At 40.4% G+C, this 13,350-nt stretch carries 11 protein-coding genes, 1 pseudogene and 1 riboswitch; of the genes and pseudogenes, 6 read left to right on the top strand and 6 right to left on the bottom strand.

Features of this window, described 5'->3' with window-relative positions; genetic code table 11:
• Positions 1–12: 12 nt before the first annotated feature.
• Genes ACEW8O_RS07070 through ACEW8O_RS07060 form a run of 3 tightly spaced genes read right to left on the bottom strand, consistent with a single transcriptional unit; the run spans position 13 to position 3,436 of the window.
• Complete coding sequence (locus ACEW8O_RS07070; RefSeq protein ID WP_373493919.1) at positions 13–1,470, bottom strand: glycosyltransferase; 1,458 nt, start codon at positions 1,468–1,470, stop codon at positions 13–15.
• Positions 1,463–3,070 (bottom strand): hypothetical protein, encoded by a 1,608-nt coding sequence (locus ACEW8O_RS07065; protein ID WP_373493918.1) that lies wholly within the window; start codon positions 3,068–3,070, stop codon positions 1,463–1,465. The genes ACEW8O_RS07070 and ACEW8O_RS07065 overlap by 8 nt, the downstream gene beginning before the upstream one ends.
• 3 nt (positions 3,071–3,073) lie before the next feature.
• Positions 3,074–3,436: a response regulator transcription factor gene (locus ACEW8O_RS07060; RefSeq protein WP_373493917.1), complete on the bottom strand. Its 363-nt coding sequence runs from the start codon at positions 3,434–3,436 to the stop codon at positions 3,074–3,076.
• 251 nt (positions 3,437–3,687) lie between these two features.
• On the opposite strand from ACEW8O_RS07060, the gene ACEW8O_RS07055 reads away from it, so the two are divergent.
• The 5 genes and pseudogenes from ACEW8O_RS07055 (at position 3,688) to ACEW8O_RS07035 (ending at position 9,690) form a co-directional block, all read left to right on the top strand.
• Positions 3,688–5,391: an amidohydrolase family protein gene (locus ACEW8O_RS07055; RefSeq protein ID WP_373493916.1), complete on the top strand. Its 1,704-nt coding sequence runs from the start codon at positions 3,688–3,690 to the stop codon at positions 5,389–5,391.
• Between the two features lie 12 nt (positions 5,392–5,403).
• Positions 5,404–6,786, top strand: coding sequence for an amidohydrolase family protein (locus tag ACEW8O_RS07050; RefSeq protein WP_373493915.1), 1,383 nt, complete (start codon positions 5,404–5,406; stop codon positions 6,784–6,786).
• A 21-nt stretch (positions 6,787–6,807) separates the two neighbouring features.
• Positions 6,808–8,114, top strand: a pseudogene (locus tag ACEW8O_RS07045) (amidohydrolase family protein).
• Between the two features lie 66 nt (positions 8,115–8,180).
• On the top strand, positions 8,181–9,362 hold the full coding sequence (locus tag ACEW8O_RS07040; RefSeq protein WP_373493914.1) for an NlpC/P60 family protein: 1,182 nt from the start codon (positions 8,181–8,183) through the stop codon (positions 9,360–9,362).
• 4 nt (positions 9,363–9,366) lie between these two features.
• Positions 9,367–9,690 carry a YbjQ family protein gene (locus ACEW8O_RS07035; RefSeq protein WP_373493913.1) on the top strand — a complete coding sequence of 108 codons (324 nt, stop codon included), beginning with the start codon at positions 9,367–9,369 and terminating at the stop codon, positions 9,688–9,690.
• On the opposite strand, the gene ACEW8O_RS07030 is transcribed toward ACEW8O_RS07035, so the two are convergent.
• From ACEW8O_RS07030 to ACEW8O_RS07020, 3 genes are all read right to left on the bottom strand, one after another.
• Entirely contained in the window at positions 9,687–10,172 is a 486-nt protein-coding gene (locus ACEW8O_RS07030; protein ID WP_373493912.1) for a transcriptional regulator, read from the bottom strand. The genes ACEW8O_RS07035 and ACEW8O_RS07030 overlap by 4 nt on opposite strands.
• Positions 10,173–10,202: 30 nt before the next feature.
• Positions 10,203–10,718, bottom strand: a complete 516-nt coding sequence (locus ACEW8O_RS07025; protein WP_373493911.1) for a hypothetical protein — start codon at positions 10,716–10,718, stop codon at positions 10,203–10,205.
• A gap of 171 nt (positions 10,719–10,889) precedes the next feature.
• On the bottom strand, positions 10,890–11,780 hold the full coding sequence (locus tag ACEW8O_RS07020) for a DUF4097 family beta strand repeat-containing protein (protein ID WP_373493910.1): 891 nt from the start codon (positions 11,778–11,780) through the stop codon (positions 10,890–10,892).
• Between the two features lie 505 nt (positions 11,781–12,285).
• A riboswitch (SAM riboswitch) is annotated at positions 12,286–12,400 on the top strand.
• A 198-nt stretch (positions 12,401–12,598) separates the two neighbouring features.
• On the opposite strand from ACEW8O_RS07020, the gene ACEW8O_RS07015 reads away from it, so the two are divergent.
• On the top strand, positions 12,599–13,350 hold a 752-nt coding region (locus ACEW8O_RS07015; protein WP_373493909.1), incomplete at its 3' end, for an O-acetylhomoserine aminocarboxypropyltransferase/cysteine synthase family protein.

Raw genomic sequence — 13,350 nt, 5'->3', positions numbered from 1 at the left:
CTTCGCATTTCTTTATGGAGTCACAGTACTTACCTTTTGTTTATCAGTGGCTTTTTTGAATCCTGTCCGGATCATTTCGCCCCAGCCTCCTTTTCCTTTGATGAAGTGCCAATGTCCTTTCAGTCCCCACCATACCAATTGTGGATGGACCAAGAAAGGCTCCAGAATAATGGTTTTAATGAGTTTCTTCAGATCCGTTTTATCTTTATAGTTATTGTAAGCAATCTCTTCGTACAAAATGCTAAATGAGGAAATCAGGATAGAAAAACAGTAAATGAGTACAAATAGCGCTATAAAATACAAAGCACTGATGTCACCGGTAAAGACCATCACCATGGTGTATATCAATCCTATAAATTCAAGAATCGGTGCCCACTTTTCAAAGATTGACCAAAAAGGATAGGATACCATACCCAGCACACCTTGCTTGGGATTCATACTGATACTTTGGTGAAGCTGTAAAGTTTCGATTGTTCCTCTCATCCAGCGGTTTCTTTGTTTTGAGAGCACACCCTTCGTCTCAGGCACTTCTGTCCAGCACAACGGGTCAGGGACAAAGCCAACTTTATGGGCAATTCCCATCTCATACATGTGCCTTCTCATCCTGACTACCAATTCCATATCCTCGCCCACTGTTTTAGGGAAATATCCTCCTACTTTCAATACCAGTTCTCTGTCGAAAAAACCAAAAGCGCCTGATATCAACATCAAGCCGTTGATCCTTGTCCAGGCCATCCTACCCATCAAGAAGGCCCTGAAATATTCGATCACCTGAAACCTCCCCAATAAGGTATCCGGAACTCTATATTTTGTTACGGTCCCGTCTTTCACATCGCAGTTGTTGGCTACCCCTATGACCCCGCCTACAGCAATTACTTTCCTATTGGTCTCCTCCATAAAAGGGCGAACCATTCTGGTCAGGGAATCACTTGAAAGTATGCAATCCACGTCAATGCAGGCAAGGATCTCATTTTGCGCGACATTGATCCCGGCATTCAGTGCATCTGCTTTTCCGCCGTTTTCTTTATCTACAAAAATGAGTTTGGAGAATGACCTGTTGGCGGATTTATATACACCCCTGACCCTTTTGCATTCAATCTGATAATTGTAGGCATAATCAGTTTTAACCAAATCAAAACTTTCCACCATTCTCTCCAAGCTGTCATCTTTGGATCCGTCATTCACTAAGATCACTTCATATCTGCTGTAATGTAGTGTCAGCAGACTTTTCGCATTCTGAACGATGTTCATGCCTTCATTATAGGCTGGGGCAATAATAGAAATTCCAGGTGAAACCGGGCTCGTGATGACATCCAAATAATCTGCAAATTTGTTTTTTCTCAGATGATCTCTCATCTCCAGACCGGACAACACCGCCATTATCAGATAAATCGTGATAATGGAAAAACTATACACCAAAAAGAGTATGCCCATTAATTCAATCACGATATGGAATAAAATACTATACATGATTGAGAATGGGATCTTTAAGGTGTGCTATAATCTGATTGACTTGTTCCTCATTTGCAGAAAAATTACTTAATGTAACCAATTCCGGATTTAGTGAATTAACAGCGTCCAATATTTTCAATCTGCATTCAAAATCCTTCGTTTTTCTGAACCATTCCATCAAAATGATCTGGGATACCTCAGAACCTAAATTTTTCAAAACCTTGACTACGTTTAAAAAAAGTGTTTTGTCAGAAGTACTAAGGTCAGTATGTATATCGTCCAAACCTTCTAAGTGGTTAAAGTTGTCATAGCATTTCAATATCTCAATTTTCTCATTAATTGATGCAGTCCGGTACATTTGGCGGAGTACTGAAAGTCTGTCAACCAAACCAAGATACCTGACCAGCTTTATTCCAAAAACCCGGACAGATTCATTTTTGGATTCAAAAAGTAAATCAAACTGAACATTTCCCTTATTGTTAAGGTACTTGATGATCCTATAATATTTCATCTGTTGCCATTTGGACAAAGGATAGCGTTGATCCGCCAGTACCTTTAAGGTCATATCCTCTGAGATGTTCAGCATGGTGGCCACAGCATTTGACCTGATATAAAAATTCACATGGGAAGTGAGTTTCCCTACGATCGGTACTGCCTCAATGACATCCATTTCGTTTATTTCAACTATCCCCGAGGTCACAACGTCCCAGCGTTTAAATGATAATTTTTTTATGGAATGCTTATCCAGTTCAAGCTTTCTATATATAAGCTTTAGGCGGGCTTTAAAATCCCCCTTCATATTTTTATTGAGACTGATGATCTCCTGAATCATCACATCCTTGAAAAGGTCAATATCCAGGTGACCTTTTGGAAATAAGCAAACTAATTCCTCCCTTTTCAACTGTTTCAACCTTTCCGGTTCATCATCAAATAGAAGATCGGAAATTGGTCCGTAACATAAATTCTTAAATCTTAGCGTCAGGACTTCTTTTCTCCTTTTCTTTGATTTAATGACAAACATCACCAATACCATTATTAGTGAGGCAATCAGAAACATGCCCAAACAAGCCAATAATAAAAGCATTTTGATATCACTCAGGATCTTAACCTTCAGCTTATAATATGGCCGAAAAGCCGTTTTTGTTCCGAGTAGCACCAGTTCACCTTCATTTGTAAATGAATTATTGACAATGCCTGATGGATCAAAGAGTTCATTCCTGATCAGATTATCCAAATATTCCAAGACACCTGATTCACTGACTTCTCTTTTGAATAAAAAATAATTAATCGACCCGGAACCTTCATTCAACAGGGACAGACCTGCATTCAATTCTTTCGCTTGATTGTAAAGAAGAATGGTATCAGAAAACCAAAAATTAACAGAGTCAGCATGCTGACTTAAATTGAGAAGAGTTAGATCAGTTGTATCATTAAGTGTTTTGAAATAAACGATAAACTCCAAACCGGGAACTTCATCTACATTTTCCAAAACAGATTGCAAACCAGTAACAGTGATACTATCGTCCTGTGCAACAAGATTACCGGAAAAAAAAAGTTTTAAAAAAACAAGGGTGAATATCAGTTTTTTTAGGCTTCTCAGTCCAGCTTCAAATATCATCTATCAGTTATTGATTAATCTTCTAACCCTCATGGCAAGTTCATTCGGATTGAATGGTTTTGGAACAAAATCAGATACACCAAGATTGAATGCCTCCATGACAGTACCTTCCTCTTCTCCCAGTGAACTAAGGACAATGATGGGGACTTTTGGACTTACTTTTTTGGCATGGTGGATAATTTCAATCCCGTTTTTGAATGGAATCATCACATCAGTAATAATGAGGTCAGTTTGCAATAGATTGATGGCATCTATGCCTGCGATTCCATCTTCAGCCATAGTGACATTGTAGCCTTCTTTTTTTAACTTAAACTGTACCAAACTAGATATCAGTTTATCGTCTTCGATAATCAATACATTTTTCATTTTAAAGAATTTTGGGTGACTTAGTGGAATAAAGATAGTCGTAAAAAAAGTTAAAAAACAAGTGTTGATAGACCCGAAATATTATAAAAATTTTATCAAAAAATACAGAAGAACTAAAATGCATTATGCAGAAAATTTTTTGCCGTTCTTAACCTATATCGCCTATTAAAAAAAATAACTTTTTTTGAAAAATTTTCTTTCGCTAGCTTACAAGTCATTAAAAATATCAATTTTAGACTATTTCTATGAATATGAACCCTAAGTTAAAAGTATTCAGTGGCTTCCTGTTTTTCCTCTTTTTCCTATCTTATAATCCACTTTGGTCACAGAGTGATCCCACAGGGGAAAGAAGAGTTACCGGAACCTACGCAATTAAAAATGCCACCATCACCACATCACCGGGCAATACAATTTCAGGAGCAACAATTTTGATCAAAAACGGTCTGATAGAGGCAGTCGGTACTAATGTTCGCATCCCAAATGAAGCCCAGATAATTGATGGGGATTCCCTGTACATTTATCCGGGATTTATAGATGGCGCAAGCAGTGCAGGAGTATCCAAACCTGCTGATCCGGAAAGACCATCCAATTTTGACCCCTCCAATCCTCCGGATGAAAACGCCGGCATAACACCTTGGCGAAATGTCCTCGACAACTTTGACTTCAAAAACAGTCAGATCAGCGATTGGAGAAAAAGCGGTTTTACCGTTGCCCAAATTATTCCTGATGGTGGAATGCTACCAGGAAAAGCTGCTGTGGTGGTATTGGGAGGAAATGCTTCTACCAATATTTTGGCCCAGAACACCGCGCTCAATGCCAAATTCAGGAGTGTAGGAGGAGGAAGAGGTGCCTATCCAGGTACCCAATTAGGTATCATGGCCAAGTTCAGAGATCTTTATAAGAATGCTGAATATTCAGCCCAGCATCAAAGACTTTTTGCATCAAACAGCGGACTGAACAGACCTGAGATGAACAAAACCCTACAGGCTTTCTATCCTGTAATTGACAAAGGCATTCCGATCATGTTTGAAGTTTCCAATGACCTCGAAATTAGAAGAGCGCTTTCGCTACAAAAAGAGAATGGTTTTAGACTTGTTTTGGTAGGTGTCACCGAGGCTGATATGGTCATCAATGAAATCAAAGCAGCCAATGCCCAGGTGCTATTGAGTATGAAACTTCCTGATGATAAAATCACCAAGGCAAAAACCGAAGACCTTTCAGATGAAATGAAGGCACGAACAAATAGGGCCAAGGAAGCTTATGAAAATATTTTGAAGCAAGCAGGCCTCTTGGAAAAAGCAGGGATACCTTTTGGCTTCACTTCAATGGGTGGGAAAAATTCAGACCTGATGAAAAACCTGAAACTGATGGTTGAAAATGGTCTAAGTGAAAACGGAGTTTTAGCAGCTTTGACAACCAATCCCGCAAATATTCTTGGGATTTCAAAATTTACCGGGACGATAGAAAAAGGCAAACTGGCCAATTTGGTCATTTTTACAGAACCAATCTTCAGTGAGGAGGCACATATAAAACATGTGGTAGCTGATGGGTATATTTTTGATTATGAAATCAAGACCAAAAAAGCCGGAAAGGGAAATGGAAATGGTGAGAACGGAGCAGTCCAAATTGCAGGGGAATGGGATTATACTTCGGACACTCCTGCCGGGAGCTCAGATGGACTTATGTCTATCAAAAAGGAAGGTGACTCCTACAAAGGCAATATAACATACTCCAATCCTTCAGGTAGTGGCACTGCTACTTCAGAAATGAAGAACATAAGTATTTCAGGCAATTCTCTCACATTTTCTTTTGAGGTCGCAGCGGGTGGCATGTCCCTCGAAGTAACTGTTGCAGGTGACATCAATGATGATCAGTTTTCCGGTACAATGTCCTTGGCAGATTTTGGAAGCTATCCCCTGAATGCCACAAAAAAACCTAATCAAAGTAAGCGTTAATCAAGAGTTAAGATGAAAAAATTAAAATATATACTTATTTCCTTTTTGATGTTGGCTGTCATGGTCGCCAATGCACAGACCCCAAAAGGTTCTGTCCTGATCAAGAATGCAACTGTACTGACCATTACCAACGGGACATTGGAAGATACTGATGTATTGGTAGAAAACGGGATCATCCGAAGAATCGGAAAAAACCTCACAGCCTCCAATGTGGAAACCATTGATGCAAAAGGTAAATACCTGATGCCAGGGATTATAGATGCCCACTCTCATGTAGCTTTAGATGCAGTAAATGAAGCCACTGCACCGATCACCTCTGAGGTAAGAATGGCAGACGTGGTCGATCCTTATGACGTTGGGCTTTACAGGGCTTTGGCCGGAGGGGTCACTATCTCCCATGCCATGCACGGTTCTGCCAATGCAATCGGAGGTCAGAACATCACCTTGAAACACCGGTACGGATCAGGAAATCCTGAAGACCTTTTCATGAAAGAAGCGCCAAGAACCATCAAATTTGCCTTGGGTGAAAATCCAACAAGAGTGCATGGGAGGGGCAATGGAATTCAACCCAGATCTAGAATGGGAGTAGAAGCGGTAATCAGAAACGGTTTTAATGAAGCCATTCAGTACAAAAAATCCTGGGACACCTATAATACCGCCCTTAAGAAAAAAGGAGCAACTCCTGTTCCCCCTAAATTCGATACCAGGATACAGACACTGGTGGATATACTTGATGGCAATATCATTATCCATTGCCACTCTTACAGGGCTGATGAAATTTATGCCCTGATCAATACCTGTAGGGATTTTGGGATTACAAACATAGTTTTCTCCCATGTCAATGAAGGCTTTAAGGTCGCTCCGGAATTGGCAGCATACACCATGGGTGCATCTGTCTTTGCGGATTGGTGGGCTTATAAGTTTGAGGTATATTATTCAACTGCCTACAATGCAGCTATCCTGACCGAAAACGGTGTGATCACCTCTATCAATTCGGATTCAGGGGAGTTGATTAGGCATTTATACCACGAAGCAGGCAAAGCCCAGAGATACGGTCAATTGGATGATGAACAGACATTGGCTTTGATTACCATCAATCCTGCCAAACAATTGGGCATCGCTGACAAAGTAGGCTCCATTGAAGAAGGTAAACAGGCTGACCTCGTGATTTTTGAGGGACATCCTCTTTCTGTATATGCCATTCCCCAAATGACCTTTGTGGATGGGGTCAAGTATTTTGACATCAATGAGGACAACAACGACATGAGGCTTCGGGTCAGTGCAACGGATATCATTGAGCCTATTTTCCTCAAAGAACATGACCATAGGTGTATGCATGGTGTAGATTTTTTCTTTACCAATTTTGGGAGAAACTTATTCGATCACACCCATTAATTTCCCTTAATCAAAAAGAAAATGAAGAATCTAAAAAAAATCATTTATACATTCTCTCTGGTAATTTTACCTTTTTTGGCAAATGCCCAGTTTGACGGAGAATTCATCAAGCCAAGAAACGGGAAATTCCTACTCCAAAATGCGACTATTCAAACAGTTACGAATGGAGTCATTGAGAATGGGAGTGTGCTTATAGTCAATGGCAAAATCGAGGCGGTGGGCAAAAACCTATTGGCAGGAGATGCCGAAGTAATTGATTGTACCGGCCAATATATCTATCCCGGTATGATGGACGGTGGCAGCAGATTGGGACTAGTAGAAGTCAACTCATTACCTGAAACCCAGGATTATGCTGAAATCGGTCAGGTCACTCCTAACATGCAGGCTTTGATGGCTGTCAATCCAAATTCTATCGCCATTCCGGTCACTAGGGTCAGCGGAGTGACGACCACATTGGCAGTCCCTTCAGGTGGTTTATTTCCAGGGACAGCAGCCTTGATCAACCTCAATGGTTACACACCTGATCAAATGTATGCCGGGTTTAAAGGCGTCGTGCTCAATTTCCCCTCCTCTGCAAGAAGAAGTACCTGGGACAGACGAAGTGATGAGGATATCAAAAAAGAAGCCGAAAAAGCCCAAAAAACCTTGAATGAAATCTGGGAAAGAGCCGTCACTTATAACCAACTTAAGGGCGCAAAAGCAGAACTACAGTTTTATCCTGAAATGGAACAGCTTTCCAAAGTGATTGCAGGTGAACTGCCCTTGTTGGTCGAAGTCAATGCCGCTTCTGACATTGTAGCAGCCATCGACTGGATCCATCCAAAAATGTGAAAGCCATTCTTACCGGTGTGGCCGAAGGTTGGAGAGTTGCGGACAAAATAGCGGAGGCCAAACTTCCTGTAGTAACAGGACCTATGCTATCTATCCCGACCCGTCCATCGGACAGGTATGATGCAGCCTATACCAATCCCGGAAAAATGGCCAAAGCAGGCGTGAAGGTAGTGATCAGAAGCAATGATGCCGAAAATACCAGAAACCTCCCCTTCAATGCAGGATTTGCCGCAGCTTACGGAATGGGTAAAGAGGAAGCACTCAAATCTGTAACGATCAATGCCGCTGAGATATTTGGGGTAGCCGACCGGTTGGGTTCTATTGAGACAGGAAAGGATGCCACCTTGTTTGTTTCGACAGGAGATCCATTTGAAACCAAAACACAGATCAGCCATGTATTTATTGATGGCTATCGTGTCCCGATGAGCAACCGGCATATCAAGCTCTATCAGGAATTCCTGGAAAGGTCTCCCGGTTTGGAAAAAAACGGAAACTGATTTAAGTTTAAACCGTGGTAGTATTTACCACGGTTTTTTTATTTCCAACACCTAAACAAAACTTCCTTGAACAGAAAATATTCAAGATTCATGGTTGTGATCATTTTGATCATCATATCCTCCTGCCAGAATGAAAAGGATAATCAGGTTGAAAAACTGATCTCTGATCTCAAATCCGAATACGCACCGGACAAGCGGGTGGCCATTTGGGAAATTGAATGGTCGAATGGTGTCCTTTCAGGTGAAACCGATCAGACTGAATCCTTGATAATACTAAAAGGAAAATTGGATGAATTGGACATCAGGTACGATGACCAAATTACAACCTTGCCTGATCAATCCTTGGAAGGAAAAGAGTTTGCTGTGGTAACCATTTCTGTGGCCAATATCCGAAGTGCCCCGAAACACTCGGCGGAACTGGCCACACAGGCATTATTAGGAACCCCACTTAGAGTATTGAAAAAGGAAGGGTCTTGGTATCTGGTCCAAACGCCGGATCAATATATCTCTTGGGTAGATTCGGGTGGAATTCAGGTAATGGATGGGAAAGAACTTTCTGAATGGAACCAACTTCCAAAAGCAGTCTTTACAGATAATAGTGGTTTTGCTTTTTCAGATGCTGATGAAAAGGAAATCGTCAGTGACCTGGTCGCAGGGAATATAGTCTCTCTTGATTGGACTGAAAAAGATTATCAGGAGATCCTGCTTCCAGATGGCAGGATGGGTTTTGTGAGAAGTGACCAATTGACACCTTTTGAGGAGTGGAACGAAAGCAGACAACTCAGTCCCCAAAACCTGATCCAAACTGCAAAAGCTATGATGGGTGTTCCCTATCTTTGGGGAGGAACCTCTATCAAAGGGGTTGATTGCAGCGGATTTACCAAAACCATTTATTTCCTCAATGGTCAAGTGATTCCAAGAGATGCATCCCAGCAAATATGGGAAGGTGAAGAGGTGGACGAGGACAAAAATTGGGAAAATCTTGAAGTAGGAGACCTGTTGTTTTTTGGTGAAAAAGCATCAGGAGACAAAAAAGAAAGGGTCGTGCACGTAGGGATGTGGGTCGGCGACAATTCCTTTATCCACTCACGGGGAAGGGTCAGGATCAGTAGCTTCGACCAAGAAAGTCCTGATTATGACGAATACGAACTGAACAGATACCTAAGGACCAAAAGGGTCATTGGCAAAATCACACCAAATATTAAAGAAGTTGAAAGCATAATGAATTTTCCAACATTAAATCCATAAAACAATGATTGTAAGTACAACACCAAGTTTAGAAGGCTATAAAATCACTGCCTATCTAGGCGTAGTTTCAGGTGAGACCATTATCGGAGCAAATGTATTCAAGGATTTTTTTGCAAGCATCACTGACATTGTGGGTGGCCGGGCAGGTGCCTACGAACGCGTACTGCGTGAGGCCAAGGCTACCGCCATGTCCGAAATGGAAATGCAGGCCAGATCCTTTGGAGCAAATGCAATAGTCGGAATTGACCTCGACTATGAAACAATCCGCGAAGGCATGCTGATGGTGACTTCTTCAGGGACAGCGGTGAAAATTGAGAAGATACTTTAGAAGGTAATTACTTTTTCGTAATCATACTTAGTGTATTTCTCTGATTTTGTCTTTTGGATTTTGAGACTGAGCAACTCATTTCTCATGCTGATTTCAAGCCATATTTCTGGCTTGATATGAAAGAATGAGCCCAATCTCATGGCAAGGTCAGGATTAAACTTTCTTTCACCTTTTAGATATTTTGAAAGGTTGGGACTGTCCATATCGATGGACTTAGCCAATTCTTTCTTGGTGATATTCAATATGTCGATCAATTCCTTGACAATCTCTTCAAGATCAATAAAAGTATCTGGCTGATCCAACTTTTCTTCCAAACTATATTGAAATCCAGCAAGTTGATTTTTTATTCTTTGTTGAGGGCTTCTTCCGGACGCATTTTCTTTAACTCTGGAATCAAATGCATTTAGTTCTTCCTTGTTCCATTTCTTTGGATTATCCAGTCCGACTTTCCCATCGAAATCCTCTAATTCTTGCTTTTTCATTGCACTTTAAATTTATGATTTCTAATCATATTAATGTTCCAGATATTTTTCAATGAGTTTATGTCCATCCTCATCTACCAGACACATTGTGGATGTCAATCCATAACGTTTGAACCCATACTTCTTGGAATAATTTGACATAACTTTAAACGCATCAATATCCCGCTTTTCCTGTACATCAAGTTCCAAATACCCTTGATAATCACCTTTTCCTCTTATTAAGGACTGTTTGAATGAAAAGGCAATTAGACATCCTGCTACCCAATCAAATCTTTTATTTTTTCCTTTATTTTCAGGTGAACATTCTAGGTAAGCAATATATGGACCCGTTCCATTTACCATTTGAAATATAAGACAGCCTAACAGCACTTCAGGTTCTTCTTTAAGGATAAGCTTATATGCTATAGCATGGCTCAATTCTTTCAGTCGACTAGGGAAATTAAATTCCCATCCATCATGGATGGAAGGCAATTCTGTAGCTTTCGCGTCTATTATTACGGCCTTTCTAATTTTTCCTGTACTTACATCTAGAATTTTCGCATTCATATTATGTGATCTCCAGATGCTAAAAATAATGAAATTGTACAAAACGTACAACACTTATTTCATTTTAAATTCCTTTATTAGATAATGATATTACATCTAGAAAAGGCTAAAACACCTTGCTAGGTTTTAGAAGAGTTAGGTTACCAATTAGACAGAATTAAAATTTCAGCTTTAATTCTCAATTTCTATCTTACCCGAACTGGCTTCACCTCGGATGGTATTTGCAGCACCATTATTGATGACCAGAGAACCTGAGGCCTGATTGGTTCCGACCCTTGCTTTTCCGCTTCCTGTGGTGATATTGAAGTTAAAATTGCCCAGGTTGCTTAAAGTCTGAATATAGATAGATCCTGATGAAACTTTTAATGATGTTTCTCCACTCAAACCGGTATTAGTCGCAAATAATTGTCCTGAAGATAAGTGGGCTTTTCCAAGAAACTTTACATTGTTCATCTCAATTTTACCTGAACTGATATTGACATTCACGAGCCCATTGATTCCTGTGAATTTCATCTCACCACTGGAACCATCGACATCAATATTTCCGTCAATACCTGAAAACTCCATTTTTCCTGAAGAAACTACTGCGGTAAGTTTACCGGTTAACGCCTCCGCTTTGACCGTTCCCGACGAGGAGGTTAAGAATATATTGGTTGCTGAAATGTTTTTTGCAATAACTGATCCTGAACCTACAGCCAACTTCGCTTCTGTGGAAACCACATTTTGAACTGATAAACTTCCTGATCCGGATTCCATATCAACCAAGATATTTCTGGGACCTTTCAATCTGATATGTCCTTCTCCTTTGAGGTTACCGGCAATTCCTTTATTTGTTTTCACCTCAATCCTGAGCTTTTCCCCTTCCACATTATGGATGATTTCATACCTTTTATCGGAATTGGATCTCAGAAGTACATCCATGGTCACTTCCTGTAGACCACTTTCTCCCACATACTCCACTTCCAAAAAAGCTCCATCTACTTCAATGGCATTGATTCCTGTAAATTGTTCATTGATTTCAGTCACTACAGTAAGGTTGTTGTCCAGACAGCTTGATAACATGGGTATCATAGTTATCACCATTAACTGAAGTCGCATTTTTTTAATTAAGAAATGGGAAAAAGACAGACATTTCTCTCTAAATTCTAATCTGTGTTGGGTTTTCATTTTGTTGGTTTTGTTTGTTTAAAATTAACAGAAAGCCCCACAGCGAATGGAATGCCAATATTTATGAATTTAGGTTTAGTTGAAAAATATTTTTTTAACTATCAGATAAACTAAGTTGCGATACATTTGGCCCACCACTAACCCATAGTTTTAAAGGTAAGATCAAAAAAAATAGTTATCTGAGGATGAGTGAAAACTGTTCGAATTCGAACGGTTCAAGTCAGAATTGACCAAATTAGGGTTAAATCCCTCCCTTATTTAGTTAACAGATTTTTTCCAAAAAAATGCTTTTAGAAAAAAGCCCACAACCACATTTTAAAATAAATCCCCCATTCCCTTGCATATACAAGCTTTGGGAATTTAATTTGTGTTATCCTTTCACTTTTTATGTAAGTGTTGGGATTTATACAGAAGAGGTAAGAGACAGGCTCAATGACCCTCTGGCAACCATTCGATTCGTTGAAAAGGTGCCAATTCCTGCCAAGTGGGTATATTCCCGGTTGGAAATATAAATTCCAGACATGATGAATCCGAAAAAAGCAAATCCCAGTTTAAAAGTTTTACGCCAGATCACAACTCCATTTTGCCGATGTTGTTGGTCTTGCAGTTACATGCGTTGGTGAAAAATTTACTTTTGCATCAACCCTATTTATCCTATCGGATTTACTAATTTGTACCTTCAATTTACCCTTAACCAATAAACATCATCAATTATGTCAACTTACAGATTTGAAACGCTCCAGCTCCATGCCGGACAGGCACCCGATACCGCTACCAATGCAAGGGCGGTACCCATCTATCAGACCACTTCCTATGTGTTCAACTCAGCAGAACACGGTGCCAATTTATTCGCTCTAAAGGAATTCGGGAATATTTACACCCGGATCATGAACCCTACCACAGATGTGTTCGAACAAAGAATGGCCGCCTTGGAAGGTGGAGTTGCAGCTTTGGCTACCGCTTCGGGACAAGCAGCACAGTTTTTAGCTTTGAACAATATTCTACAAGCTGGAGAAAACTTTGTTTCCACCTCCTTTTTGTATGGTGGTACTTACAATCAATTTAAAGTCGCTTTCAAGCGAATCGGCGTTGAAGCAAGATTTGCAAAAGGAAACCATGCGAAGGATTTTGGAGGACTCATCGATGACAAGACCAAAGCCATTTACCTGGAAACCATTGGCAATCCCGAATTCAATATTCCTGATTTTGAATCTATTGCTGCTTTGGCAAAAAAACACGACCTACCAATGATTGTGGACAATACCTTTGGTGCTGCGGGTTATTTATTCCAGCCAATTAAGCATGGAGCCAACATTGTAGTACAGTCGGCCACTAAGTGGATTGGTGGTCACGGAACCTCCATAGGGGGTGTAATCGTAGATGGAGGAAACTACAATTGGGGCAATGGGAAGTTTCCACAGTTCACTGAACCATCCGAAGGATACCATGGTCTTAAATTCTGGGA

This window comes from Aquiflexum sp. (assembly GCF_041749095.1).
Taxonomy (GTDB): domain Bacteria; phylum Bacteroidota; class Bacteroidia; order Cytophagales; family Cyclobacteriaceae; genus Aquiflexum.
The sequence above is the reverse complement of the archived record's forward strand: the minus strand, read 5'-3'. Positions and strand labels throughout refer to the sequence as shown.